Annotated in this window: 37 protein-coding genes; 1 reads left to right on the top strand and 36 read right to left on the bottom strand. The window is 55.7% G+C overall.

Features of this window, described 5'->3' with window-relative positions:
• Window positions 1-71: 71 nt before the first annotated feature.
• The gene (locus HB680_RS27730; RefSeq protein ID WP_213941526.1) at window positions 72-602 is read right to left on the bottom strand and encodes a single-stranded DNA-binding protein; all 531 of its coding nucleotides are present in this window, start codon (window positions 600-602) and stop codon (window positions 72-74) included.
• Window positions 603-611: 9 nt separating this feature from the next.
• Window positions 612-2,009: an MFS transporter gene (locus tag HB680_RS27725; RefSeq protein WP_213941525.1), complete on the bottom strand. Its 1,398-nt coding sequence runs from the start codon at window positions 2,007-2,009 to the stop codon at window positions 612-614.
• 191 nt (window positions 2,010-2,200) lie between these two features.
• Here HB680_RS27725 and uvrA point away from each other — a divergent pair, with 191 nt between their 5' ends.
• Window positions 2,201-5,035, top strand: coding sequence for an excinuclease ABC subunit UvrA (gene uvrA / locus HB680_RS27720; protein ID WP_213941524.1), 2,835 nt, complete (start codon window positions 2,201-2,203; stop codon window positions 5,033-5,035).
• Between the two features lie 75 nt (window positions 5,036-5,110).
• Here the strand turns inward: uvrA and bfr are convergent, their stop codons facing one another.
• The 34 genes from bfr to rpsL all read right to left on the bottom strand — a co-directional run bounded on the left by bfr (window position 5,111) and on the right by rpsL (window position 25,587).
• The gene (gene bfr / locus HB680_RS27715) at window positions 5,111-5,575 is read right to left on the bottom strand and encodes a bacterioferritin (protein ID WP_007933692.1); all 465 of its coding nucleotides are present in this window, start codon (window positions 5,573-5,575) and stop codon (window positions 5,111-5,113) included.
• A 155-nt stretch (window positions 5,576-5,730) separates the two neighbouring features.
• Window positions 5,731-7,179 (bottom strand): catalase, encoded by a 1,449-nt coding sequence (locus tag HB680_RS27710; protein WP_213941523.1) that lies wholly within the window; start codon window positions 7,177-7,179, stop codon window positions 5,731-5,733.
• Between the two features lie 241 nt (window positions 7,180-7,420).
• Window positions 7,421-7,807 carry a 50S ribosomal protein L17 gene (rplQ, locus tag HB680_RS27705; protein WP_007896790.1) on the bottom strand — a complete coding sequence of 129 codons (387 nt, stop codon included), beginning with the start codon at window positions 7,805-7,807 and terminating at the stop codon, window positions 7,421-7,423.
• A gap of 42 nt (window positions 7,808-7,849) precedes the next feature.
• Complete coding sequence (rpoA, locus tag HB680_RS27700) at window positions 7,850-8,851, bottom strand: DNA-directed RNA polymerase subunit alpha (protein ID WP_003186012.1); 1,002 nt, start codon at window positions 8,849-8,851, stop codon at window positions 7,850-7,852.
• 22 nt (window positions 8,852-8,873) lie between these two features.
• Entirely contained in the window at window positions 8,874-9,494 is a 621-nt protein-coding gene (gene rpsD / locus HB680_RS27695; protein ID WP_003210056.1) for a 30S ribosomal protein S4, read from the bottom strand.
• A gap of 18 nt (window positions 9,495-9,512) precedes the next feature.
• Window positions 9,513-9,902 carry a 30S ribosomal protein S11 gene (gene rpsK / locus HB680_RS27690; RefSeq protein WP_002555466.1) on the bottom strand — a complete coding sequence of 130 codons (390 nt, stop codon included), beginning with the start codon at window positions 9,900-9,902 and terminating at the stop codon, window positions 9,513-9,515.
• Window positions 9,903-9,932: 30 nt separating this feature from the next.
• Window positions 9,933-10,289 (bottom strand): 30S ribosomal protein S13, encoded by a 357-nt coding sequence (gene rpsM, locus HB680_RS27685; protein ID WP_003186020.1) that lies wholly within the window; start codon window positions 10,287-10,289, stop codon window positions 9,933-9,935.
• 130 nt (window positions 10,290-10,419) lie between these two features.
• Window positions 10,420-10,536 carry a 50S ribosomal protein L36 gene (gene rpmJ, locus HB680_RS27680; protein ID WP_002555468.1) on the bottom strand — a complete coding sequence of 39 codons (117 nt, stop codon included), beginning with the start codon at window positions 10,534-10,536 and terminating at the stop codon, window positions 10,420-10,422.
• 27 nt (window positions 10,537-10,563) lie between these two features.
• Window positions 10,564-11,892 (bottom strand): preprotein translocase subunit SecY, encoded by a 1,329-nt coding sequence (gene secY / locus HB680_RS27675; protein WP_003228718.1) that lies wholly within the window; start codon window positions 11,890-11,892, stop codon window positions 10,564-10,566.
• Window positions 11,893-12,330, bottom strand: coding sequence for a 50S ribosomal protein L15 (rplO, locus tag HB680_RS27670; RefSeq protein WP_007896782.1), 438 nt, complete (start codon window positions 12,328-12,330; stop codon window positions 11,893-11,895).
• A 3-nt stretch (window positions 12,331-12,333) separates the two neighbouring features.
• Complete coding sequence (gene rpmD / locus HB680_RS27665; RefSeq protein WP_003186033.1) at window positions 12,334-12,510, bottom strand: 50S ribosomal protein L30; 177 nt, start codon at window positions 12,508-12,510, stop codon at window positions 12,334-12,336.
• A 2-nt stretch (window positions 12,511-12,512) separates the two neighbouring features.
• The gene (rpsE, locus tag HB680_RS27660; protein WP_007943782.1) at window positions 12,513-13,013 is read right to left on the bottom strand and encodes a 30S ribosomal protein S5; all 501 of its coding nucleotides are present in this window, start codon (window positions 13,011-13,013) and stop codon (window positions 12,513-12,515) included.
• Between the two features lie 3 nt (window positions 13,014-13,016).
• Window positions 13,017-13,367, bottom strand: coding sequence for a 50S ribosomal protein L18 (gene rplR / locus HB680_RS27655; RefSeq protein ID WP_003186037.1), 351 nt, complete (start codon window positions 13,365-13,367; stop codon window positions 13,017-13,019).
• A gap of 10 nt (window positions 13,368-13,377) precedes the next feature.
• The gene (rplF, locus tag HB680_RS27650; RefSeq protein WP_007896774.1) at window positions 13,378-13,911 is read right to left on the bottom strand and encodes a 50S ribosomal protein L6; all 534 of its coding nucleotides are present in this window, start codon (window positions 13,909-13,911) and stop codon (window positions 13,378-13,380) included.
• A 12-nt stretch (window positions 13,912-13,923) separates the two neighbouring features.
• A complete protein-coding gene (gene rpsH / locus HB680_RS27645) occupies window positions 13,924-14,316 on the bottom strand; it encodes a 30S ribosomal protein S8 (RefSeq protein WP_003186040.1) in 393 nt (130 codons plus the stop codon).
• A 209-nt stretch (window positions 14,317-14,525) separates the two neighbouring features.
• Window positions 14,526-14,831 carry a 30S ribosomal protein S14 gene (gene rpsN / locus HB680_RS27640; RefSeq protein ID WP_003176414.1) on the bottom strand — a complete coding sequence of 102 codons (306 nt, stop codon included), beginning with the start codon at window positions 14,829-14,831 and terminating at the stop codon, window positions 14,526-14,528.
• Between the two features lie 13 nt (window positions 14,832-14,844).
• Window positions 14,845-15,384, bottom strand: coding sequence for a 50S ribosomal protein L5 (rplE, locus tag HB680_RS27635; RefSeq protein ID WP_003176415.1), 540 nt, complete (start codon window positions 15,382-15,384; stop codon window positions 14,845-14,847).
• Between the two features lie 20 nt (window positions 15,385-15,404).
• Window positions 15,405-15,719, bottom strand: a complete 315-nt coding sequence (gene rplX / locus HB680_RS27630; RefSeq protein ID WP_003176416.1) for a 50S ribosomal protein L24 — start codon at window positions 15,717-15,719, stop codon at window positions 15,405-15,407.
• Window positions 15,720-15,730: 11 nt separating this feature from the next.
• A complete protein-coding gene (gene rplN / locus HB680_RS27625; RefSeq protein WP_002555479.1) occupies window positions 15,731-16,099 on the bottom strand; it encodes a 50S ribosomal protein L14 in 369 nt (122 codons plus the stop codon).
• Window positions 16,100-16,122: 23 nt separating this feature from the next.
• On the bottom strand, window positions 16,123-16,389 hold the full coding sequence (gene rpsQ / locus HB680_RS27620) for a 30S ribosomal protein S17 (RefSeq protein ID WP_003176419.1): 267 nt from the start codon (window positions 16,387-16,389) through the stop codon (window positions 16,123-16,125).
• Window positions 16,390-16,391: 2 nt separating this feature from the next.
• Complete coding sequence (gene rpmC, locus HB680_RS27615) at window positions 16,392-16,583, bottom strand: 50S ribosomal protein L29 (protein ID WP_008030901.1); 192 nt, start codon at window positions 16,581-16,583, stop codon at window positions 16,392-16,394.
• A complete protein-coding gene (gene rplP, locus HB680_RS27610; RefSeq protein WP_008145497.1) occupies window positions 16,583-16,996 on the bottom strand; it encodes a 50S ribosomal protein L16 in 414 nt (137 codons plus the stop codon). Before rplP ends, rpmC begins: the two co-directional genes overlap by 1 nt.
• A 12-nt stretch (window positions 16,997-17,008) precedes the next feature.
• On the bottom strand, window positions 17,009-17,695 hold the full coding sequence (gene rpsC / locus HB680_RS27605) for a 30S ribosomal protein S3 (protein WP_003176422.1): 687 nt from the start codon (window positions 17,693-17,695) through the stop codon (window positions 17,009-17,011).
• 13 nt (window positions 17,696-17,708) lie between these two features.
• Window positions 17,709-18,041, bottom strand: a complete 333-nt coding sequence (gene rplV / locus HB680_RS27600) for a 50S ribosomal protein L22 (protein ID WP_003103908.1) — start codon at window positions 18,039-18,041, stop codon at window positions 17,709-17,711.
• 13 nt (window positions 18,042-18,054) lie between these two features.
• The gene (gene rpsS, locus HB680_RS27595) at window positions 18,055-18,330 is read right to left on the bottom strand and encodes a 30S ribosomal protein S19 (RefSeq protein WP_002555486.1); all 276 of its coding nucleotides are present in this window, start codon (window positions 18,328-18,330) and stop codon (window positions 18,055-18,057) included.
• A 16-nt stretch (window positions 18,331-18,346) separates the two neighbouring features.
• The gene (rplB, locus tag HB680_RS27590) at window positions 18,347-19,171 is read right to left on the bottom strand and encodes a 50S ribosomal protein L2 (protein WP_003176423.1); all 825 of its coding nucleotides are present in this window, start codon (window positions 19,169-19,171) and stop codon (window positions 18,347-18,349) included.
• A gap of 14 nt (window positions 19,172-19,185) precedes the next feature.
• Window positions 19,186-19,485 carry a 50S ribosomal protein L23 gene (gene rplW, locus HB680_RS27585; RefSeq protein WP_002555488.1) on the bottom strand — a complete coding sequence of 100 codons (300 nt, stop codon included), beginning with the start codon at window positions 19,483-19,485 and terminating at the stop codon, window positions 19,186-19,188.
• Window positions 19,482-20,084 carry a 50S ribosomal protein L4 gene (rplD, locus tag HB680_RS27580; protein WP_007896707.1) on the bottom strand — a complete coding sequence of 201 codons (603 nt, stop codon included), beginning with the start codon at window positions 20,082-20,084 and terminating at the stop codon, window positions 19,482-19,484. The genes rplW and rplD overlap by 4 nt, the downstream gene beginning before the upstream one ends.
• A gap of 12 nt (window positions 20,085-20,096) precedes the next feature.
• Entirely contained in the window at window positions 20,097-20,732 is a 636-nt protein-coding gene (rplC, locus tag HB680_RS27575; RefSeq protein ID WP_003186059.1) for a 50S ribosomal protein L3, read from the bottom strand.
• 80 nt (window positions 20,733-20,812) lie between these two features.
• Window positions 20,813-21,124, bottom strand: a complete 312-nt coding sequence (gene rpsJ / locus HB680_RS27570) for a 30S ribosomal protein S10 (protein ID WP_003186070.1) — start codon at window positions 21,122-21,124, stop codon at window positions 20,813-20,815.
• 141 nt (window positions 21,125-21,265) lie between these two features.
• Window positions 21,266-22,459, bottom strand: a complete 1,194-nt coding sequence (gene tuf, locus HB680_RS27565; protein WP_008145495.1) for an elongation factor Tu — start codon at window positions 22,457-22,459, stop codon at window positions 21,266-21,268.
• A 31-nt stretch (window positions 22,460-22,490) separates the two neighbouring features.
• Entirely contained in the window at window positions 22,491-24,596 is a 2,106-nt protein-coding gene (gene fusA / locus HB680_RS27560) for an elongation factor G (RefSeq protein WP_064680057.1), read from the bottom strand.
• 30 nt (window positions 24,597-24,626) lie between these two features.
• Window positions 24,627-25,097 carry a 30S ribosomal protein S7 gene (gene rpsG, locus HB680_RS27555; protein ID WP_002555493.1) on the bottom strand — a complete coding sequence of 157 codons (471 nt, stop codon included), beginning with the start codon at window positions 25,095-25,097 and terminating at the stop codon, window positions 24,627-24,629.
• A gap of 118 nt (window positions 25,098-25,215) precedes the next feature.
• Entirely contained in the window at window positions 25,216-25,587 is a 372-nt protein-coding gene (gene rpsL, locus HB680_RS27550) for a 30S ribosomal protein S12 (RefSeq protein WP_002555494.1), read from the bottom strand.
• Between the last annotated feature and the right edge of the window lie 128 nt (window positions 25,588-25,715).

Genomic DNA, 25,715 nt, shown 5'->3' with positions numbered 1-25,715 from the left:
AGCGCCAACAAAAAAGCGAAGCCAGGTTAATGGCTTCGCTTTTTTTGTTTACGATTCTGAGAAGCTACAAATCAGAACGGGATATCGTCATCAAAGCTGTCGAAATCCGGAGCCGGTTGCGGCGCGGCCTGCTGTGGAGGCGGAGCCTGGCGCGACTGCTGCGGTGCCGACTGCTGCGGACGCGGAGCCTGCTGCTGACGTGGGGTCGGAGCGGACTGCTGGTAGTTATTGCCCCCGCCTTGTTGGTCGCCCTGTTGTGGACGGCCGCCGAGCAGTTGCATGGTGCCTTGCATGTCGACCACGATTTCAGTGGTGTAACGCTTGATACCGTCTTTTTCCCACTCGCGGGTTTGCAGCTTGCCTTCGATGTAGACCTGCGAACCTTTACGCAAGTATTCGCCGGCGATTTCCGCAACCTTGCCGAACATCGAAACACGGTGCCATTCGGTCTTCTCGACCTTCTGACCGGTTTGCTTGTCGGTCCATTGTTCGCTGGTCGCCAGACTCAGGTTGGTCACGGCGTTACCGTTAGGCAAGTAGCGAACTTCGGGATCCTGGCCGCAAGTACCGACCAATATGACTTTGTTAACCCCACGGGCCATAACGTTCTCCTAGGCTACGCACGCTGCCTCGGGCGGGTTGTTCACCAGGCGCTCGAGGGTGGTGCGATCCAATAGTTCTGTGTCCAATTTGATGTAAATCGCCGCTTCGTCTGCGACGACTACCGCATCTGTTACCCCTACAACGGCCTTCAGGCGCTCGACCAGACCCGCTTCGCGGATCGCCTCGGCCGACAACGGCAAGCGCAGGCTCGTCACGTAGGGAGGTTCGCGCATGGTAACAGCAAAGGCTAGCCAAAGTGCAGCCAGGCCGGCGCATCCAAGGAACACAACCGACAAACCGCCATGCTGGAAAAGCCAGCCGCCGAGGATGCCACCAAGCGCCGAACCCAGGAACTGGCTGGTGGAATAAACCCCCATCGCCGTGCCTTTGCCGCCTGCCGGTGACACCTTGCTGATCAGCGACGGCAGCGAAGCTTCCAGCAGATTGAACGCGGTAAAGAACACCACCGTCCCGATCACCAGAGCCCGCAAGCTGTCGCCGAACTGCCAGAAGAATAGCTCAGTGAGCATCAGCGTCGCGACGGCGCCCAACAAAACTCGTTTCATTTTGCGTCGCTTCTCGCCATAGATGATGAACGGGATCATGGCGAAGAAGGAAATCAGCAGCGCGGTCAGGTAGACCCACCAGTGCTGCTCTTTGGGCAGCCCGGCTTTTTCGACCAGGGCCAGGGGCAATGCGACGAAGCTCGACATCAACATCGCATGTAACACAAAAATGCCCAAATCCAGGCGCAGCAGATCCGGGTGCTTGAGCGTCGGGATCAGCGCCTGGCGTGCCACACCGGATTCGCGGTGCTGCAACGGGCCGGTGGCGCGCGGCACCATGAACATCACGATCACGATGCCGAACAGCGCCATGCCGCCGGTGGCAAGGAATAAACCGGACAAGCCGAAGGCGCGGGTCAGCAGCGGCCCTACTACCATGGCAACCGCGAACGACAGACCGATCGTCATGCCGATCATGGCCATGGCTTTGGTCCGATGTTGCTCGCGGGTCAGGTCCGACAACAACGCCATGACCGCCGCGGAAATCGCCCCGGCACCTTGCAGGACGCGTCCGGCAATCACGCCCCAGATCGAATCGGCATTGGCCGCCAGCAGGCTGCCGAGGGCGAACACGATCAGCCCCAGGTAAATCACCGGGCGCCGGCCGATACGGTCGGAAATGAAGCCGAACGGAATCTGAAAAAGCGCCTGGGTCAGGCCGTAAGCGCCAATCGCCAGCCCGATAAGGGCCGGGGTCGCTCCCGCCAGATCCATGCCGTAGGTCGCCAGTACCGGCAACACCATGAACATGCCAAGCATACGGAAGGCGAACACCAGGGCCAGACCGCTTGCTGCGCGGGTCTCACTGCCACTCATGCGTTCGCTGTGGGGATCGTGCATGGAAAAACCTCATGTGAACCGGCGGCGATTCTACCAGTCCCATCGATTGACGGGGTATATCGCGACGCTATGACGCGGATAGATGACGCAGTCTTCATGTAAGCCTGTGCCCCCTGCATTTGATAGTGTGCATCCATCCAGTATTTGGCCGTATACTCCTACGTTTTCGACGCCCGCCGAGCGAGGCCACTTTGGACAAGATCCTGATTCGTGGGGCCCGAACCCACAACCTGAAGAACATCGACCTGACCCTGCCACGGGACAAACTGATCGTCATCACCGGCCTGTCCGGGTCCGGCAAGTCTTCCCTGGCCTTCGACACGCTGTACGCCGAAGGCCAGCGCCGCTATGTCGAATCGCTGTCGGCCTACGCCCGGCAATTCCTGTCGATGATGGAAAAGCCTGACGTCGACACCATCGAAGGCCTGTCGCCAGCGATCTCCATCGAACAGAAGTCGACCTCGCATAACCCGCGCTCGACGGTCGGTACCATCACCGAAATCTACGACTACCTGCGTCTGCTTTACGCTCGCGTCGGTATTCCGCGCTGCCCGGATCACGACATTCCGCTGGAAGCCCAGACCGTTAGCCAGATGGTCGATTTGGTCATGGCGCAACCGGAAGGCAGCAAGTTGATGCTGCTGGCCCCGGTGATTCGCGAGCGTAAAGGCGAGCACCTGTCGGTCTTCGAAGAACTGCGCGCCCAGGGTTTTGTGCGTGCGCGGGTCAACGGCCGGCTCTGCGAGCTGGACGAGTTGCCGAAGCTGGATAAACAGAAGAAGCATTCGATCGATGTGGTGGTCGACCGCTTCAAGGTTCGCGCCGACCTGCAACAGCGCCTGGCCGAATCCTTCGAAACCGCGCTGAAACTGGCGGACGGTATTGCGCTGGTGGCGCCGATGGACGACGAGCCCGGTGAAGAAATCATCTTCTCCGCCCGCTTTGCCTGCCCGATCTGCGGCCACGCGATCAGCGAGCTGGAACCCAAGCTGTTCTCCTTCAACAACCCGGCCGGCGCCTGCCCGACGTGCGATGGCCTGGGCGTTAAACAGTTCTTCGACATCAAGCGATTGGTAAACGGCGAACTGACCCTGGCCGAAGGCGCGATACGCGGCTGGGACAGGCGTAACGTTTATTACTTCCAGATGCTCGGGTCGTTGGCGTCCCATTACAAGTTCAGCCTGGAAGTGCCGTTCAACGACCTGCCGGCCGATCAGCAGAAATTCATCCTGCACGGCAGCGGTTCGCAGAACGTCGACTTCAAGTACCTGAACGACCGGGGCGACATCGTCAAACGTTCGCACCCGTTCGAAGGCATCGTGCCGAACCTGGAACGCCGCTACCGCGAAACCGAGTCCGCCTCGGTGCGCGAAGAACTGGCGAAATTCCTCAGCACCCAGCCTTGCCCGGACTGCCGTGGCACGCGCCTGCGTCGCGAAGCGCGGCACGTCTGGGTGGGCGAGAAAACGTTGCCGGCGGTGACCAATCTGCCGATTGGCGATGCTTGCGAATACTTCGGCGTGTTGAAGCTGACCGGCCGTCGCGGCGAAATTGCCGACAAGATTCTCAAGGAAATCCGCGAGCGTCTGCAGTTCCTGGTTAACGTCGGTCTCGACTACTTGTCGCTGGATCGCAGTGCCGACACCTTGTCCGGCGGTGAGGCCCAGCGGATTCGCCTGGCCAGCCAGATCGGTGCGGGCCTGGTGGGCGTTCTGTACATCCTCGATGAACCGTCGATCGGCTTGCACCAGCGGGACAATGACCGTTTGCTTGGCACCCTCAAGCACCTGCGCGACATTGGCAACACGGTGATTGTGGTCGAGCACGACGAAGATGCGATTCGTCTGGCCGATTACGTCGTGGATATCGGCCCTGGTGCCGGTATACACGGCGGACATATCGTTGCGGAAGGCACGCCGGCCGAAGTCATGGCGCACCCGGACTCGCTGACCGGCAAGTACCTGTCGGGCCGCGTGAAGATTGCCGTGCCGGCCAAACGTACGCCGCGCAACAAGAAGATGACCCTGTCGCTCAAGGGTGCTCGCGGCAACAACTTGCGCAATGTCGATCTGGAAATCCCGCTGGGCCTGCTGACCTGCGTGACCGGCGTGTCGGGCTCAGGCAAGTCGACGCTCATCAACAACACCCTGTTCCCGTTGAGCGCCACGGCACTCAATGGCGCCACGACACTTGAAGCAGCCGCGCACGACAGCATCAAGGGCCTGGAGCATCTGGACAAGGTTGTGGACATTGACCAGAGCCCGATCGGTCGCACGCCGCGTTCCAACCCGGCGACTTACACCGGGCTGTTCACGCCGATCCGCGAACTGTTCGCCGGCGTGCCTGAGTCTCGCTCCCGTGGTTACGGCCCGGGGCGTTTCTCCTTCAACGTGAAGGGCGGACGCTGCGAAGCGTGTCAGGGCGATGGCTTGATCAAGGTAGAAATGCACTTTCTGCCGGACATCTATGTCCCGTGCGACGTATGCAAGAGCAAGCGTTACAACCGTGAAACCCTGGAGATCAAGTACAAGGGCAAGAACATCCACGAAACCCTCGAGATGACGATCGAAGAAGCGCGAGTGTTCTTCGACGCCGTTCCGGCCTTGGCGCGCAAGCTCCAGACGCTGATGGATGTCGGCCTGTCGTACATCAAGCTTGGCCAGTCCGCGACCACGCTGTCCGGCGGTGAAGCCCAACGGGTGAAACTGTCCCGTGAGCTGTCCAAGCGTGATACCGGCAAGACCCTGTACATCCTCGATGAGCCGACCACCGGCCTGCACTTCGCGGATATCCAGCAATTGCTCGATGTGCTGCATCGCCTGCGCGACCACGGCAACACCGTGGTGGTGATCGAGCACAACCTGGACGTGATCAAGACTGCCGACTGGTTGGTGGATCTTGGACCGGAAGGCGGTTCTAAAGGTGGGCAGATCATTGCCGTCGGTACGCCGGAAGAAGTGTCGGAGATGAAGCAGTCTCACACCGGCTTCTACCTCAAGCCGCTGCTGGCTCGCGACAAGGCCTGATTCAGGCCCATGAAAAAGCCCCTGTCACTTTGTCGGTGACAGGGGCTTTTTTGTATCAGGGGGTTTTTCCGGGAATCAGAACTGCGATTGCAGGTAATTCTCCAGACCGATCAACTTGATCAGACCCAACTGCTTCTCCAGCCAGTAGGTGTGATCTTCTTCGGTGTCGTTCAGCTGGATGCGCAGGATCTCGCGGCTGACGTAGTCCTTGTGCAACTCACAGAGCTCAATGCCCTTGCAGAGTGCGGCACGGACTTTGTATTCCAGTCGCAGGTCGGCAGCGAGCATGTCAGGCACTGTGGTGCCCACATCCAAGTCGTCCGGACGCATGCGAGGCGTGCCTTCGAGCATCAGGATCCGACGCATCAGGGCGTCAGCGTGCTGCGCCTCTTCTTCCATTTCGTGGTTGATACGTTCGTAGAGCTCGGTGAAACCCCAGTCCTCGTACATCCGCGAATGGATGAAATATTGATCACGCGCCGCCAGTTCGCCGGTCAGCAACGTGTTGAGGTAATCGATTACGTCTGGGTGGCCTTGCATCGCCCTACATCTCCCTGCTTGAAAGTCTGTAGTTTGAACCAAGGAGACTGATTGGTCACGCCGATTGCGCGATAAAAGCGAAGATATTCTGAGAAAAGTGGTTTAAATAACGCAAAAACCGCCCAAATGAGGGCGGTTCTGCTTCTCGTTTAGACTTAGTTAAGCTGTACGCCCAACGCCTTTGCGATTGCTTCTCCGTACGCCGGGTCGGCTTTGTAGAAGTGCTGCAACTGACGATCAACTACATCACCGGAAACACCGGCCATCGCGCCGGCAATGTTGTTGATCAGCAGAGTTTTCTGCGCATCACTCATCAAACGGAACAGCGCTCCGGCGTGGCTGTAGTAGTCGGTATCTTCGCGGTGATCGTAACGATCAGCCGCACCGCTCAGCGCCAATGCAGGCTCGGCGTAACGCGGCGCCTGTTTTGGCGACTCCACGTAGCTGTTTGGCTCGTAGTTCGGCGCCGCGCCACCATTGCTGCCGAATGCCATGGAACCGTCGCGCTGGTAGTTATTGACCGGGTTGCGCGGCGCATTCACTGGCAGTTGCTGGTGGTTGGTGCCGATACGGTAGCGGTGGGCATCAGCGTAAGCGAACACACGGCCTTGTAGCATGCGATCCGGCGACAGGCCAACACCCGGGACCATGTTGCTCGGGCCAAATGCCGCTTGCTCCACTTCAGCGAAGTAGTTTTGTGGATTGCGGTTGAGTTCCAGTTCACCGACTTCGATCAGCGGGAACTCTTTCTGCGACCAGGTCTTGGTCACGTCGAACGGATTCTCGTAATGCGCTGCGGCCTGGGCCTCGGTCATGACCTGAATGCACACGCGCCATTTCGGGAAGTCACCGCGCTCAATCGCACCGAACAAGTCGCGCTGAGCGTAATCCGGATCGGTACCCGCCAGGCGTGCAGCATCTGCCGGAGCCAGGTTCTTGATCCCCTGCTTGGTCTTGTAGTGCCATTTCACCCAGTGACGCTCGCCGGTGGCGTTGATCAGGCTGTAGGTGTGGCTGCCGAAGCCGTGCATGTGACGGTAGCCGTCAGGAATGCCGCGATCCGAGAACAGAATAGTGACCTGGTGCAGCGCCTCTGGAGAGTGCGACCAGAAGTCCCACATCATCTGTGCGCTTTTCAGGTTGCTTTGCGGCAGACGTTTTTGAGTATGGATAAAGTCAGGGAATTTCAATGGGTCGCGAATGAAGAACACGGGCGTGTTGTTGCCAACGATGTCCCAGTTGCCTTCTTCGGTATAGAACTTCAGCGCAAAGCCACGTGGGTCGCGCTCGGTGTCCGCCGAACCGCGCTCGCCGCCGACGGTGGAGAATCGCAGGAATGTTGGGGTTTGTTTGCCGACGGACTCAAACAGCTTGGCGCTGGTGTACTCGGCGATGTCACGCGTCACGGTGAACGTACCGTAGGCACCCGAACCTTTGGCGTGTACGCGGCGCTCAGGGATGTTTTCACGGTTGAAGTGGGCAAGCTTCTCGATCAAGTGAAAATCGTCGAGCAGCAGCGGGCCACGAGGGCCGGCGGAGCGGGAATTCTGGTTGTCGGCGACAGGAGCGCCACTGGCGGTCGTAAGCGTTTTATTTTGGCTCATGCGATCTTCTTCCTCTGTCAGTTTTGGAACTGCCGGCTAATCGGCTTGGGACGGAGTATTGACCATTGATCAGGAAGGCTACAAATTCATTAATTTGTAGAGATCAATAGAAAAATACTACCAACGAATCCCGTTCGCATCATGACGGCAGCAACCGCAGGGAAGCTTGTATAAACAGCGCGTTTCTTACAGGCACAAAAAACCGGGCACTAGGCCCGGTTCTTCGTTTCAGACTGACGTCTTACTCAGCGGATACAGCTTCACCGCCAACTGGACGATCAACCAACTCGACGTACGCCATAGGCGCGTTGTCGCCAGTGCGGAAACCGCACTTGAGGATGCGCAGGTAGCCACCCTCACGGGTAGCGTAACGCTTGCCCAGGTCGTTGAAGAGCTTACCAACGATAGCTTTCGAACGAGTACGGTCGAAAGCCAGACGGCGGTTAGCCAGGCTGTCTGTCTTGGCCAAAGTGATCAGCGGCTCAGCAACGCGACGCAGTTCTTTAGCTTTCGGCAGTGTAGTTTTGATCAGCTCGTGCTCGAACAGCGACACTGCCATGTTTTGAAACATGGCCTTGCGGTGCGAGCTAGTGCGGCTCAGGTGACGACCACTTTTACGATGACGCATGGTTCATTCCTTACCAAACACAACGTTCGGTGATTACGACGATCAGGCAGTCGCCTTGTCGTCCTTCTTAAGACTTGCAGGCGGCCAGTTGTCGAGGCGCATGCCGAGGGACAGACCGCGGGAGGCCAGAACGTCCTTGATTTCAGTCAAGGATTTCTTGCCAAGGTTCGGAGTCTTCAACAGCTCTACTTCGGTACGCTGAATCAGGTCACCGATGTAGTAGATGTTTTCCGCCTTAAGGCAGTTAGCCGAACGTACAGTCAGTTCCAGATCGTCAACCGGGCGAAGCAGGATCGGATCGATCTCGTCTTCCTGCTCAACAACCACTGGCTCACTGTCACCTTTGAGGTCGACGAACGCAGCCAACTGCTGTTGCAGAATGGTTGCAGCGCGGCGGATAGCCTCTTCAGGATCCAGGGTACCGTTGGTTTCCAGATCAATAACCAGCTTGTCCAGGTTAGTACGCTGTTCGACACGGGCGTTTTCCACCACGTATGCGATACGGCGAACCGGGCTGAACGAAGAGTCAAGCTGCAAGCGACCAATGCTGCGGCTTTCGTCTTCATCGCTCTGACGCGAGTCTGCCGGTTCATAACCACGACCACGAGCTACGGTGAGCTTCATGTTCAGGGCGCCGTTAGACGCCAGGTTAGCGATTACGTGATCGGGGTTAACGATCTCGACATCATGATCCAGCTGAATATCGGCAGCGGTAACCACCCCCGAACCCTTCTTCGACAAGGTCAGCGTAACTTCGTCACGGCCGTGCAGCTTGATAGCCAGACCTTTAAGGTTCAACAGGATTTCAATTACGTCTTCCTGTACACCTTCGATGGCGCTGTACTCGTGGAGCACACCGTCAATCTCGGCCTCGACTACTGCACAGCCGGGCATTGAGGACAACAGGATGCGTCGCAGCGCGTTGCCCAGGGTGTGGCCAAAACCACGCTCGAGAGGCTCGAGAGTGATCTTGGCGCGGGTTGGACTGACAACCTGCACATCAATATGGCGGGGTGTCAGGAACTCATTTACCGAAATCTGCATGGATGCACCTATTTTCTAGCCCTTACTTGGAGTAGAGCTCGACAATCAGGCTTTCGTTGATGTCGGCGGACAGATCACTGCGAGCAGGAACGTTCTTGAAAACGCCCGACTTCTTCTCAGTGTCTACTTCTACCCATTCTACGCGGCCACGTTGGGCACACAGATCGAGAGCTTGGACAATGCGAAGTTGGTTCTTTGCTTTCTCGCGAATCGCGACCACGTCACCAGCACGAACCTGGTACGACGGTACGTTTACGGTTTGACCGTTAACGCTGACGGATTTGTGCGATACCAGCTGACGGGATTCGGCACGAGTAGAGCCAAAACCCATACGGTATACAACGTTGTCCAGACGGCATTCGAGCAGTTGCAACAGGTTTTCGCCAGTTGCACCTTTCTTGCCAGCAGCTTCTTTGTAGTAGCCGCTGAATTGACGCTCGAGAACGCCGTAGATACGACGGACCTTCTGCTTTTCACGCAGTTGGGTGCCGTAATCGGACTGGCGACCGCGGCGTTGGCCGTGGATACCAGGTGCTGCTTCGATGTTGCACTTCGATTCGATCGCGCGCACGCCGCTCTTCAGAAAGAGATCGGTGCCTTCACGACGAGCGAGTTTGCATTTTGGACCAATGTAACGAGCCATTCTTTACAATCTCCTGGATTACACGCGGCGCTTCTTCGGCGGACGGCACCCGTTGTGCGGGATTGGCGTCACGTCGGTGATGCTGGCGATCTTGTAGCCACAGCCGTTCAAAGCGCGGACTGCGGATTCACGACCTGGGCCTGGACCTTTGACGTTAACGTCGAGGTTTTTCAGACCGTATTCCAGCGCAGCTTGACCAGCACGTTCAGCAGCTACTTGAGCAGCAAACGGCGTGGACTTGCGGGAACCGCGGAAACCCGAACCACCGGAGGTAGCCCAGGAAAGAGCGTTGCCTTGACGGTCGGTGATGGTCACGATTGTGTTGTTAAACGACGCGTGGATGTGGGCGATGCCATCAACCACTGTCTTTTTAACTTTTTTACGAGGACGAGCAGCAGGTTTAGCCATGATTAATTTCCTGTCGATTCGCTGGGGCGATTACTTGCGGATCGGCTTACGCGGACCTTTACGGGTACGCGCGTTAGTCTTGGTACGCTGACCGCGCACTGGAAGACCACGACGATGACGCAGACCGCGATAGCAACCGAGGTCCATCAAACGCTTGATTTTCATGTTGATTTCGCGACGCAGGTCACCTTCAGTGGTGAACTTCGCCACTTCGCCACGCAGCTGTTCAATCTGCTCGTCGCTCAGATCTTTGATCTTTGCGGCTGGGTTTACCCCAGTCACTGCACAAATCTTCTGTGCAGTAGTGCGACCAACACCATAGATGTAGGTCAGCGAGATAACAGTATGCTTGTTATCTGGAATGTTAACGCCTGCAATACGGGCCATTCAGTGGGACTCCAATTGACAGCTACCTACGCCCCGGAAGCCAAGAAATAGGGCGCGAGATAATATCGCTGTAATAACAAATAATCAACCCGGCAGCGCACTAGCTGCCGGGCTTGAAGCACAATCACACTCAGCCTTGGCGCTGTTTGTGACGCGGTTCCGCGCTGCAAATTACTCGAACAACACCTTCGCGGCGAATAATCTTGCAGTTACGGCACAGCTTTTTCACCGATGCACGAACTTTCATCACCAACTCCTCGAACCTTATGGGTACTCAGCGCAACATGCCGCTGCCGTAACCCTTCAGGTTGGCTTTCTTCATCAGGGATTCGTACTGGTGCGAAACGAGGTGCGATTGTACTTGGGACATGAAGTCCATCACAACCACGACGACGATCAGCAACGAGGTCCCGCCAAGGTAGAACGGTACGTTTGCCGCAACCACCAGGAACTGGGGCAGCAGGCACACGGCCGTCATGTAAAGAGCACCGAACATGGTCAAACGAGTCAGAACGCCATCAATGTAGCGCGCAGACTGCTCGCCTGGACGGATGCCCGGAATAAAGGCACCGGACTTCTTCAGGTTTTCCGCTACGTCTTTCGGATTGAACATCAACGCCGTATAGAAGAAGCAGAAGAAAATAATCCCTGCACTAAACAGCAGAATATTCAACGGCTGACCAGGAGCGATCGACTGCGAGATGTCCTGCAACCAGCCCATACCTTCAGACTGACCAAACCAGGCACCCAACGAAGCCGGGAACAGCAAAATGCTGCTCGCGAAAATGGCCGGAATAACGCCGGCCATGTTCACCTTCAGCGGCAAGTGGCTAGTCTGCGCAGCGAAGACCTTGCGGCCCTGCTGACGCTTGGCGTAGTGAACAGCAATACGACGCTGACCACGCTCAATGAACACCACGAAACCGATAATCGCTACTGCCAGCAAACCGATGGCAACCAAGGCGAAAATATTGATATCACCCTGACGTGCAGACTCGAAAGACTGCCCGATCGCTCTCGGAAGACCGGCGACGATACCCGAAAAAATCAACATCGAGATACCGTTGCCAACACCACGCTCAGTAATCTGCTCACCCAGCCACATCATGAACATCGCACCAGCCACAAAAGTGGATACCGCGACGAAATGGAAGCCAAAGTCACCAGTGAACGCAACGCCCTGCCCTGCCAGACCAATGGACATGCCAATAGCCTGGACGAGAGCGAGGACGACAGTGCCGTAGCGGGTGTACTGGCTGATCTTGCGACGGCCAGCTTCACCTTCCTTCTTCAACTGTTCCAGCTGCGGGCTAACGGCGGTCATCAGTTGCATGATGATCGATGCCGAAATGTACGGCATGATCCCCAGTGCAAAGATGCTCATCCGTTCCAGCGCGCCGCCGGAAAACATGTTGAACAAGCTAAGAATGGTCCCCTCATTCTGTCGAAACAGGTCCGCGAGTCGGTCCGGGTTGATACCTGGAACCGGGATGTGTGCGCCTATTCGGTAGACGATAATCGCCAGGAACAGAAAACGCAGACGAGCCCAGAGTTCAGACATACCGCCTTTGCCGAGCGCAGAGAGAGCACCTTGCTTAGCCATTTATTCCTCGAACTTGCCGCCAGCTGCTTCGATAGCCGCACGCGCACCTTTGGTGGCGCCGATTCCCTTTCCGATGGTGACAGCGCGAGTAACTTCGCCGGACAGCATGATTTTCACACGCTGTACGTTGACGTTAATCACGTTGGCATCTTTCAGGGACTGCACGGTGACGATGTCGCCTTCCACTTTGGCCAGCTCGGACAGACGCACTTCTGCACGGTCCATGGCTTTCAGGGAAACGAAACCGAATTTCGGCAGGCGACGATGCAGCGGCTGTTGACCGCCTTCAAAGCCTGGAGCAATGGTGCCACCGGAGCGGGAGGACTGACCTTTGTGGCCACGGCCACCAGTCTTGCCCAAACCACTACCGATACCACGGCCCGGACGATGCTTTTCGCGACGGGAACCCGGCGCTGGACTCAGATCATTGAGTTTCATCGATTAACCCTCGACACGCAGCATGTAGTAAGCCTTGTTGATCATCCCGCGATTCTCGGGAGTATCAAGTACTTCTACAGTGTGACCGATGCGACGCAGACCCAGACCCTTAACGCACAGTTTGTGGTTAGGGATGCGGCCGGTCATGCTTTTGATCAGCGTAACTTTAACGGTAGCCATGATCAGAAGATCTCCTTGACGCTTTTGCCACGCTTGGCGGCAATAGATTCAGGAGATTGCATAGCTTTCAAACCTTTGAAAGTGGCGTGAACCACGTTTACCGGGTTAGTCGAGCCGTAGCACTTGGCCAGAACGTTCTGAACGCCAGCAACTTCGAGGACAGCACGCATAGCGCCGCCAGCGATGATACCGGTACCTTCAGAAGCAGGCTGCATGTACACCTTCGAAGCGCCGTGACCGGACTTCATTGCGTACTGCAGAGTGGTGCCGTTCAGATCAACTTGGATCATGTTGCGACGAGCAGCTTCCATTGCCTTCTGGATCGCAGCAGGCACTTCACGTGACTTGCCACGGCCGAAGCCAACACGCCCTTTACCATCACCAACCACGGTCAACGCGGTGAAAGTGAAGATACGGCCGCCTTTAACGGTTTTGGCTACGCGGTTAACTTGAACCAGCTTCTCAATGTAGCCTTCGTCGCGCTTTTGGTCGTTATTTGACATAACTTAGAACTCCAGCCCAGCTTCACGAGCAGCATCAGCCAGCGCCTTGACGCGGCCGTGGTACTTGAAGCCAGAGCGGTCGAAAGCCACCTGCGAGACGCCAGCGGCTTTAGCACGCGTAGCGACCAGCTGGCCAACCTTAGTGGCCGCGTCGATGTTGCCAGTGGCGCCATCACGCAGTTCTTTATCCAAAGTCGAGGCAGATGCCAGGACTTTGTTGCCGTCGGCCGAAATGACCTGGGCGTAGATGTGCTGCGACGAGCGGAACACGCAGAGACGCACGACTTCGAGTTCGTGCATTTTCAGGCGTGCTTTGCGAGCGCGACGCAGTCGAGTAACTTTTTTGTCGGTCATTTGCTATGCCCTACTTCTTCTTGGCTTCTTTACGACGGACGACTTCGTCCGCGTAGCGCACACCTTTGCCTTTGTACGGCTCTGGTGGACGGAAGTCGCGGATCTCGGCGGCCACTTGACCTACCAGCTGCTTATCGATACCCCGGATCAGGATATCGGTTTGGCTAGGAGTCTCAGCGGTGATGCCTTCCGGCAGTTCATAATCCACTGGGTGCGAGAAGCCAAGAGCCAGGTTCAGCACTGTGCCTTTTGCTTGCGCTTTGTAACCAACACCGACCAGCTGGAGCTTGCGCTCGAAGCCTTGGCTTACGCCTTGGACCATGTTGTTTACCAACGCACGAGTGGTACCAGCCATTGCGCGAGTTTGTTGATCGCCATTGCGAGCAGCGAAACGCAGCTCACCAGCTTCTTCAACGATCTCAACGGACGAATGGATGTTCAGTTCGAGAGTGCCCTTGGCACCCTTCACCGAAAGCTGTTGGCCTGCGAATTTTACTTCGACACCGGCTGGCAGCTTAACGGGGTTCTTAGCGACGCGTGACATGCTTATCCCCCCTTAGAACACAGTGCAAAGAACTTCGCCGCCGACACCGGCAGCGCGCGCAGCACGATCCGTCATCACACCTTTGTTGGTGGAGACGATAGACACACCGAGACCGCCACGAACTTTTGGCAGATCATCGACGGACTTGTACTGACGCAGGCCTGGACGGCTAACGCGCTTCACTTCCTCGATGACCGGACGGCCTTCGAAGTACTTCAGCTCGATGGACAGCAGTGGCTTGATTTCGCTGCTGATCTGATAACCCGCAATGTAACCTTCGTCCTTCAGGACTTTGGCAACAGCTACCTTCAAAGTAGAAGATGGCATGCTTACGACGGACTTTTCAGCCATCTGGGCATTACGGATTCGAGTTAGCATGTCCGCTAACGGGTCCTGCATACTCATGGGCTAGACGCTCCTAATACAAAAAAATTAGCCTTGCGGCTACTACTTGTCGCCGAGCTCATCCATGCGGAAAAAGCACGGGCTCAGGCGAGCCGGGTATTCTAGACACACCCCACAAATGAATCAAGCCCCAATAGGGGCTTGATTCAAGTTCAAGGTCACCGGCGGTCAGGATCTTGCGATCCCGAGCACCGAGACTTCGATAGTGCTTACCAGCTGGCTTTAACCAGACCAGGTACGTCACCACGCATTGCAGCTTCACGCAGTTTGTTACGGCCGAGGCCGAACTTGCGGTAAACGCCGTGTGGACGACCGGTCAGGCGGCAGCGGTTACGCATGCGCGAAGCGCTTGCGTCACGTGGCTGCTTCTGCAGAGCTACTGTTGCTTCCCAACGTGCTTCTGGACTTGCGTTCAGATCAACGATGATTGCTTTCAGTGCTGCACGCTTCTTGGCGTACTTGGCAACCGTGAGCTGACGCTTCAGCTCGCGGTTTTTCATGCTCATCTTGGCCATTTTCCTACTCCAATCAGTTGCGGAACGGGAATTTGAAAGCACGCAGCAACGCGCGACCTTCATCATCGTTCTTGGCAGTGGTGGTCAGGGTAATGTCCAGACCGCGGAGAGCATCGATCTTGTCGTAATCGATTTCCGGGAAGATGATCTGCTCTTTAACGCCCATGCTGTAGTTACCACGACCATCGAAGGACTTGGCATTCAGGCCGCGGAAGTCGCGGACCCGAGGCAGGGAGATCGACAGCAGACGATCCAGGAATTCGTACATACGCTCACGACGCAGAGTCACTTTGACGCCGATCGGCCAACCTTCACGGACTTTAAAGCCAGCGATGGATTTCCGAGCGTAAGTCACAACGACTTTCTGACCGGTGATCTTTTCCAGGTCGGCAACAGCGTGCTCGATGACTTTTTTGTCACCGACCGCTTCGCCCAGACCCATGTTCAGGGTGATCTTTGTAACGCGTGGAACTTCCATCACGTTCGAAAGCTTAAGTTCTTCCTTAAGCTTCGGTGCGATTTCCTTCCAGTAAATCTCTTTTAGTCGTGCCATGGTCTTCTACCTAGCAGTGTTCAAGCATCAACCGCTTTTTGGGTCGACTTGAAGACACGAATTTTCTTGCCGTCTTCTACTTTGAAACCAACGCGGTCAGCCTTGTTGGTTTCGCCGTTGAAAATGGCGACGTTAGAAGCGTCCAGTGGAGCTTCTTTTTCGACGATACCGCCTTGTACGCCCGACATCGGGTTAGGCTTGGTATGACGCTTAACCAGGTTCAGACCACCAATAACCAGACGGTTATTAGCGAGAACCTTAAGCACCTTACCGCGCTTACCTTTGTCTTTGCCGGCGATCACGATGATCTCGTCGTCACGACGAATCTTTTGCATGTCGGATCTCCTTACAGCACTTCTGGGGCGAGCGAGACGATCTTCATGAACTTCTCAGTACGAAGTTCACGGGTCACTGGCCCAAAGATACGGGTGCCGATCGGCTCTTGCTTGTTGTTCAGAAGAACAGCAGCGTTGCCATCAAAGCGGATAATGGAGCCATCAGCACGACGTACGCCGTGACGAGTGCGGACTACAACAGCAGTCATCACTTGGCCTTTTTTCACTTTACCGCGAGGAATTGCTTCCTTCACGGTAACTTTGATGATGTCACCGATACCAGCGTAACGACGATGGGAGCCACCCAGCACCTTGATGCACATAACGCGGCGTGCGCCGCTGTTATCGGCCACATCGAGCATGGATTGAGTCTGAATCATATAATTTCTCCGACCCCTAGTCCTTAGACTTCCACAGCGCGTTCGAGAACATCAACCAGCGCCCAAGACTTAGTCTTGGCCAAAGGACGAGTTTCACGAATAGTGACTTTGTCGCCGATGTGGCACTGATTGGTTTCGTCGTGCGCGTGCAGCTTAGTCGAACGCTTAACGTATTTACCGTAGATCGGGTGCTTTACGCGACGCTCGATCAGAACGGTGATGGTCTTGTCCATTTTGTCGCTGACAACACGGCCAGTCAGCGTACGGACGGTTTTTTCGGCTTCAGCCATGATTACTTACCTGCCTGCTGTTTGAGCACAGTCTTCACGCGAGCGATGTCACGCTTAACTTGCCGGAGCAGGTGAGACTGCCCCAACTGGCCAGTTGCTTTCTGCATGCGCAGATTGAACTGGTCGCGCAGCAGGCCGAGCAGTTGCTCGTTAAGCTGCGGCGCGTCTTTTTCACGAAGTTCATTCGCTTTCATCACATCACCGTCCGTTTAACAAAAGCGGTGGCGAGCGGCAGCTTTGCAGCAGCCAGGGCAAAAGCCTCACGCGCCAGCTCTTCAGTAACGCCCTCGATTTCATACAGGACTTTGCCTGGCTGAATCTGGGCAACCCAGTACTCCACACTACCCTTACCTTTACCCATCCGAACTTCGAGTGGCTTTTTGGAGATAGGCTTGTCCGGGAATACACGGATCCAGATCTTGCCGCCACGCTTAACGTGACGGGTCAGAGCACGACGTGCTGACTCGATCTGACGAGCGGTGAGACGACCACGAGCTACAGACTTCAGCGCGAACTCGCCGAAGCTGACTTTGCTACCGCGCTGAGCCAGACCACGGTTGTGGCCTGTCATCTGCTTGCGGAACTTCGTACGCTTTGGTTGCAACATTTGGCGTACCCCTTACTTAGCAGCTTTTTTACGAGGCGCTGGTGCTTGTGGTTTCAGTTCTTCTTGGCGACCACCAATTACTTCGCCTTTGAAGATCCAAACCTTTACACCGATCACACCGTAAGTGGTGTGAGCTTCGTAGTTGGCATAGTCGATGTCGGCACGCAGGGTGTGCAGTGGCACACGACCTTCGCGATACCATTCAGTACGTGCGATTTCAGCACCGCCGAGACGACCGCTCACTTGGATTTTGATGCCTTTGGCACCAATGCGCATGGCGTTCTGTACAGCGCGCTTCATAGCGCGACGGAACATTACGCGACGCTCCAGCTGCTGAGCTACGCTCTGCGCAACCAACATACCGTCGAGTTCCGGCTTGCGGATTTCTTCGATATTGATGTGCACAGGCACACCCATTTGTTTGGTCAGGTCCTGACGCAGTTTCTCAACATCTTCACCTTTCTTCCCGATAACGATACCTGGACGAGCAGTGTGGATGGTGATACGTGCAGTTTGGGCCGGACGATGGATATCGATACGGCTTACGGACGCGCTTTTTAGTTTGTCTTGGAGATACTCGCGCACCTTCAGATCAGCGAACAAATAGTCCGCATAAGTCCGACCGTCTGCGTACCAGACGGAGGTGTGCTCCTTGACGATTCCCAGGCGAATGCCAATGGGATGTACTTTCTGACCCATCTCTTCGACTCCGTTACTTGTCAGCAACCTTGACAGTGATATGGCAAGACCGCTTGACGATGCGATCAGCACGGCCTTTGGCACGTGGCATGATTCGCTTCAGCGAACGCCCTTCGTTGACGAAAACGGTGCTGACTTTAAGGTCATCAACGTCTGCGCCTTCGTTATGCTCGGCGTTGGCTACGGCCGACTCCAGCACTTTCTTCATGATCTCGGCGGCTTTCTTACTGCTGAAAGCCAACAGGTTGAGCGCTTCGCCCACCTTCTTCCCGCGGATCTGGTCGGCGACCAAGCGGGCTTTCTGGGCGGAGATTCGAGCGCCCGACAACTTAGCGGCTACTTCCATCGTTCCTTACCCCTTAACGCTTGGCTTTCTTGTCTGCCACGTGCCCACGATATGTGCGGGTACCGGCAAACTCGCCCAGTTTGTGGCCGACCATGTCTTCGTTCACGAGAACTGGAACATGTTGACGACCGTTATGCACTGCAATGGTCAAACCGACCATTTGTGGCAGGATCATCGAACGACGCGACCAGGTCTTAACTGGTTTGCGATCGTTCTTTTCCGCCGCCACTTCGATCTTCTTCAGTAGGTGAAGATCAATAAAAGGACCTTTTTTCAGAGAACGTGGCACTGTCGTATCCCTCTATTTACTTGCGACGACGGACGATCATTTTGTCGGTACGCTTATTACCACGAGTCTTCGCGCCCTTAGTCGGGAAGCCCCATGGCGATACCGGATGACGACCACCAGAGGTACGACCTTCACCACCACCATGTGGGTGGTCAACCGGGTTCATGGCAACACCACGAACGGTTGGGCGAACGCCACGCCAGCGTTTGGCACCAGCTTTACCCAGCGAACGCAGGCTGTGCTCGGAGTTCGAGACTTCACCCAGGGTCGCGCGGCATTCAGCCAGCACTTTACGCATCTCACCAGAACGCAGACGCAGGGTCACGTAGACACCTTCACGAGCGATCAGCTGAGCCGAAGCACCAGCGGAACGAGCGATTTGCGCGCCTTTACCTGGCTTCAATTCGATGCCGTGTACGGTGCTACCAACTGGAATGTTACGCAGTTGCAGAGCGTTGCCCGGCTTGATCGGCGCCAAAGCACCTGCGATCAGCTGGTCACCAGCACTCACGCCTTTAGGGGCGATGATGTAGCGACGCTCGCCATCTGCGTACAGCAGCAGAGCGATGTGAGCAGTACGGTTTGGATCGTATTCAATGCGCTCGACAGTGGCAGAGATGCCATCTTTGTCGTTGCGACGGAAATCGACCAGACGATAATGCTGCTTATGGCCACCACCGATGTGACGAGTGGTAATGCGACCATTGTTGTTACGACCACCAGTCTTCGATTTTTTCTCGAGCAGCGGTGCGTGAGGAGCGCCTTTATGCAGCTCCTGGTTGACCACCTTGACCACAAAACGGCGGCCAGGGGAAGTCGGTTTGCATTTAACGATTGCCATGATGCACCCCTTCCTTACTCAGCACTGCTGCTGAAATCGAGATCTTGGCCTGGCTGAAGGGAGATAACTGCCTTCTTCCAGTCATTACGCTTGCCCAGACCGCGAGCAGTGCGCTTGCTCTTACCCAGAACATTCAGGGTAGTAACACGCTCTACTTTCACGCTGAACAGGCTTTCGACGGCCTTCTTGATTTCCAGCTTGGTTGCGTCAGTTGCAACCTTGAAAACGAACTGGCCTTTCTTGTCAGCCAGAACCGTAGCCTTTTCGGAAACGTGCGGGCCAAGCAGAACTTTAAATACGCGTTCCTGGTTCATCCCAGCAGCTCCTCGAATTTCTTCACGGCCGACACGGTGATCAACACCTTGTCGTATGCGATCAGACTAACTGGATCGGAACCTTGAACGTCACGTACATCAACGTGTGGCAGGTTACGAGCAGCCAGGTACAGGTTCTGATCAACTACTTCAGACACGATCAAGACGTCAGTCAGGCCCATGCCGGTCAGTTTGTTCAGCAGATCTTTGGTCTTCGGTGCATCAACAGCGAAGTCCTGAACCACAACCAGACGATCAGTACGCACCAGCTCAGCAAGGATGGAACGCATTGCTGCGCGATACATCTTCTTGTTCAGCTTCTGGGTGTGATCCTGAGGACGAGCTGCGAAAGTGGTACCGCCGCCACGCCAGATTGGGCTACGGATAGTACCGGCACGAGCACGGCCAGTACCTTTCTGACGCCAAGGGCGCTTACCGCCACCACGAACGTCGGAACGGGTCTTTTGCTGCTTGCTACCTTGACGGCCGCCGGCCATGTAGGCCACGACTGCTTGGTGAACCAGCGTCTCGTTGAATTCGCCGCCAAATGTCAGTTCGGAAACTTCGATCGCTTGAGCGTCATTTACATTTAATTGCATGTCAGCTTCCCCTTAACCGCGAGCCTTGGCTGCTGGACGTACAACCAAGTTGCCGCCAGTAGCGCCAGGAACAGCACCCTTGACCAACAACAGATTGCGTTCAGCGTCCACGCGCACTACTTCCAGGGACTGCACGGTCACGCGCTCAGCGCCCATATGACCGGACATTTTTTTGCCCTTGAATACACGACCAGGAGTCTGGCACTGGCCGATAGAGCCTGGAACGCGGTGGGACACGGAGTTACCGTGGGTATTATCTTGCCCGCGGAAATTCCAACGCTTGATCGTACCCTGGAAGCCTTTACCCTTGGACTGACCGGTTACATCAACCAGTTGACCAGCGGCGAAGATTTCAGCGTTGATCAGATCGCCGGCCTGGTACTCGCCTTCTTCAAGGCGGAATTCCATTACGGTACGACCAGCGGCAACGTTCGCTTTAGCGAAGTGGCCAGCTTGAGCAGCTGTAACACGCGAAGCACGACGCTCGCCTACAGTGACTTGCACTGCACGATAGCCATCGGTCTCTTCAGTTTTGAACTGGGTGACGCGATTCGGTTCGATCTCAATGACCGTGACCGGAATGGAGACACCTTCTTCGGTGAAAATACGGGTCATACCGCATTTACGACCGACTACACCAATAGTCATGTTGTAAACCTCATGAGTGTACGGGGCTTTCACCCGCTATGGCCGCCCATTTCAGAGCGTTACACGACTAAGACCGAGTCTTAGCCGAGGCTGATCTGCACTTCCACACCGGCCGCAAGATCAAGCTTCATAAGAGCATCAACGGTTTTATCCGTTGGCTGGACGATGTCCAGAACGCGCTTATGAGTGCGGATCTCGTACTGGTCACGCGCGTCTTTGTTGACGTGCGGGGATACCAGAACGGTGAACCGCTCTTTACGGGTAGGCAGTGGAATTGGACCACGCACTTGAGCACCAGTACGTTTCGCGGTTTCCACGATTTCCTGGGTGGATTGGTCGATCAGGCGATGGTCAAAAGCCTTCAACCTGATACGGATTTGCTGATTTTGCATTGGATTTCAGACTCCGGCTGCTATTCCCAGCGAGCGCAATACGCCCGTTAAAAGGAGGCGCAATTCTATAGACGGGCTACTACAGTGTCAACCCAATAAAAAAGCCCCCGCTAGGCGGGGGCTTTTTCAAGTCATCACTTATTAAGCGATGATTTTGGCTACGACGCCAGCGCCGACGGTACGACCGCCTTCACGAATAGCGAAACGCAGACCATCTTCCATTGCGATGGTTTTGATCAGGGTGACAACCATTTTGATGTTGTCGCCCGGCATTACCATTTCAACGCCTTCCGGCAGCTCGCAGTTACCGGTCACGTCAGTGGTCCGGAAGTAGAACTGTGGACGGTAGCCTTTGAAGAACGGAGTGTGGCGACCGCCTTCTTCTTTGCTCAACACGTACACTTCAGCTTCGAAGGTAGTGTGCGGCTTAACCGAACCTGGCTTGACCAGAACCTGGCCACGCTCAACGTCGTCACGCTTGGTGCCACGCAGCAGCACGCCGCAGTTCTCGCCAGCACGACCTTCGTCGAGCAGCTTACGGAACATTTCAACACCGGTGCAGGTGGTGACGGTAGTGTCACGCAGACCAACGATTTCCAGTGGATCCTGAACCTTGACGATACCGCGCTCGATACGACCAGTTACAACAGTACCGCGACCGGAGATCGAGAATACGTCTTCGATTGGCATCAGGAACGGCTTGTCGATAACACGGACTGGATCTGGGATGTAGCTGTCCAGAGTCTCAACCAGTTTACGAACGGCAGTGGTGCCCATTTCGTTGTCGTCTTGGCCGTTCAGAGCCATCAGAGCCGAACCGATGATGATCGGAGTGTCGTCACCTGGGAAGTCGTAAGTGCTCAGCAGATCGCGCACTTCCATCTCAACCAGTTCCAGCAGCTCAGCGTCGTCAACCATGTCAGCCTTGTTCAGGAAGACAACGATGTACGGAACGCCAACCTGACGGGACAGCAGGATGTGCTCACGGGTTTGTGGCATCGGACCATCAGCGGCCGAGCAAACCAGGATAGCGCCGTCCATTTGAGCAGCACCGGTGATCATGTTCTTCACATAGTCAGCGTGACCTGGGCAGTCAACGTGAGCGTAGTGACGGATCAGCGAGTTGTATTCAACGTGTGCAGTGTTGATGGTGATACCACGAGCCTTTTCTTCTGGAGCGCTGTCGATTTTATCGAAAGCAACAACAGCCGAACCGAAAACTTCGGAGCAGACGCGAGTCAGAGCAGCGGTCAGCGTGGTTTTACCGTGGTCGACGTGACCGATGGTGCCAACGTTGACGTGCGGGAGGGTACGGTCAAATTTTTCTTTAGCCACGACAATTAACTCCTAGCCTAAAGGGGCTGAATCAGCCTTGTTTTTTGGTAACGGTTTCGACGATGTGCGACGGAGCCGTATTGTATTTTTTGAATTCCATAGAGTAGCTTGCGCGACCTTGGGACATGGAACGGACGTCGGTCGCATAACCGAACATCTCACCCAACGGAACCTCGGCGCGAATCACTTTGCCGGAAACCGTGTCTTCCATACCCAGGATCATGCCGCGACGACGGTTAAGGTCGCCCATCACGTCACCCATATAGTCTTCAGGCGTAACAACCTCTACCGCCATGATCGGCTCGAGCAACTCACCACCGCCCTTCTGGGCCAGTTGCTTGGTCGCCATGGAAGCAGCCACCTTAAACGCCATCTCGTTGGAGTCGACGTCGTGGTAGGAACCATCAAACACGGTAGCCTTCAGGCCGATCAGCGGATAGCCGGCAACTACGCCGTTCTTCATCTGCTCTTCGATACCCTTCTGGATAGCCGGGATGTATTCCTTAGGAACCACACCACCTACTACTTCGTTCACGAATTGCAGACCTTCCTGACCTTCGTCAGCAGGAGCAAAACGAATCCAGCAGTGACCGAACTGGCCACGACCGCCGGACTGGCGAACGAACTTACCTTCGATTTCACAGTTCTTCGTGATGCGCTCACGATAGGAAACCTGAGGCTTACCGATGTTGGCTTCAACGTTGAACTCACGGCGCATCCGGTCAACCAGGATGTCCAGGTGCAACTCGCCCATGCCAGAGATGATCGTTTGACCAGTCTCTTCATCAGTCTTGACACGGAAAGATGGATCTTCCTGAGCGAGCTTGCCCAGAGCGATACCCATTTTTTCCTGGTCATCCTTGGTCTTAGGCTCTACGGCAACCGAAATAACCGGCTCCGGGAAGTCCATGCGAACCAGGATGATTGGCTTATCAGCGTTGCACAAAGTTTCACCAGTGGTGACGTCCTTCATGCCGATCAAGGCCGCGATGTCGCCAGCGCGTACTTCCTTGATTTCTTCACGGGCGTTTGCGTGCATTTGCACCATACGGCCCACGCGCTCTTTCTTGCCTTTAACCGAGTTGATCACGCCGTCGCCGGAGGCCAACACGCCCGAGTAAACTCGAACGAAGGTCAAGGTACCCACGAATGGGTCGGTAGCGATCTTGAACGCCAGAGCCGAGAACGGCTCGCTGTCGTCTGCGTGACGCTCCATTTCCTTGGTCTCGTCATCCGGGTCAGTACCCTTGATGGCAGGAATGTCGGTAGGAGCAGGCAGGTAGTCGATCACGGCGTCGAGAACCAGGGGAACGCCCTTGTTCTTGAAGGAAGAACCGCAAACAGCCAGGACGATCTCACCAGCGATAGTACGCTGACGCAGAGCAGCCTTGATTTCCGCGTTGGTGAGTTCTTCACCTTCGAGGTACTTGTTCATCAGCTCTTCGCTGGCTTCGGCCGCAGCCTCAACCATGTTGCCGCGCCACTCGTCAGCCAGTTCCTGCAATTCAGCAGGGATAGGCTTACGAACTGGAACCATGCCTTTGTCAGCATCGTTCCAGTAAACAGCTTCCATGGCCAACAGATCGATCTGACCCTGGAAGTTGTCTTCGGAACCGATTGCCAACTGGATTGGCACCGGGGTGTGACCCAGACGCTGCTTGATCTGACCGATCACGCGCAGGAAGTTCGCACCAGCACGGTCCATCTTGTTTACGTAAACAAGACGTGGAACGCCGTACTTGTTGGCTTGACGCCATACGGTTTCCGACTGAGGCTCAACGCCCGAGGTACCACAGAACACAACGACCGCGCCGTCGAGAACACGCAGGGAACGCTCAACTTCAATAGTGAAGTCTACGTGGCCCGGGGTGTCGATGACGTTGAAACGGTATTGGTCTTTGTGCTGCTTCTCGGAACCCTGCCAGAAGGCGGTAATAGCAGCAGAAGTAATGGTAATACCACGCTCCTGCTCCTGCACCATCCAGTCTGTGGTCGCGGCGCCGTCATGCACCTCGCCCATTTTGTGACTTTTGCCAGTGTAAAAAAGGACGCGCTCGGTGGTGGTGGTTTTACCAGCATCCACGTGAGCAACGATACCGATGTTACGGTAGCGGTTAATCGGTGTTGTACGAGCCATAAAGCCCTCGCAAAATTAGTGACGCTAAAATTAGAAGCGGTAGTGCGAGAAAGCCTTGTTGGCTTCAGCCATACGGTGCACGTCTTCACGCTTCTTAACTGCAGCACCTTTACCTTCAGCGGCGTCCAACAGTTCGCCAGCCAAACGCAGAGCCATAGACTTCTCGCCGCGCTTGCGGGCGAAGTCTACCAACCAGCGCATTGCCAGGGCGTTACGACGGGACGGGCGAACTTCGACCGGAACCTGGTAAGTAGCACCGCCTACACGGCGCGACTTCACTTCGACCAGCGGAGCGATGGCGTCGAGAGCTTTCTCGAAGATTTCCAGGGGGTCGCTGTTCTTGCGTTCTTTAACCTTTTCCAGCGCGCCATAAACGATACGTTCGGCAACGGCTTTCTTGCCGCTTTCCATAACGTGGTTCATGAACTTGGCCAGGATTTGGCTGCCGTATTTTGGATCGTCAAGCACTTCGCGCTTGGCTGCTACGCGTCTTCTTGGCATGGATAAGCCCTCAAACGGTCTTCAGGTTCGCTCGGAATCAGTGCCCTTTCGGGACGCCTCCGACCTTACTCTTATCGACTCAGAAAAATAGAAAATCAGTTTTTACAAAAAGCCGCTACTACTTAGGCTTCTTGGTACCGTACTTCGAACGACCCTGGTTACGACCTTTAACGCCGGAAGTATCCAAAGAACCGCGTACGGTGTGGTAACGAACACCTGGCAAGTCTTTTACACGACCGCCGCGGATCAGTACCACGCTGTGTTCTTGCAGGTTGTGGCCTTCACCGCCGATGTACGAGGAAACCTCGAAACCGTTGGTCAGACGCACACGGCATACTTTACGCAGTGCCGAGTTAGGTTTTTTCGGCGTGGTGGTATACACACGGGTGCATACGCCACGACGTTGCGGGCAGTTCTGCAGCGCAGGCACGTCGGATTTCTCGACGATACGCTTACGCGGCTGACGTACCAGCTGGTTGATAGTTGCCATCTACTAGCTCCACTGTTGTCTTGCGACGCTATTGTCTTGCAAGAAAAGCAAAATGGCAGGAACGAATTCCCGCCAAATTTAGGGGTACAAGAGTCTAAAGAGGATCTTGCCCCCAGTCAAGGCAAGGC

It is taken from the genome of Pseudomonas sp. dw_612 (assembly GCF_018449725.1).
Lineage (GTDB): Bacteria > Pseudomonadota > Gammaproteobacteria > Pseudomonadales > Pseudomonadaceae > Aquipseudomonas.
Note: the sequence above shows the minus strand (reverse complement) of the source record. Positions and strands in the feature narration are given on the sequence as shown.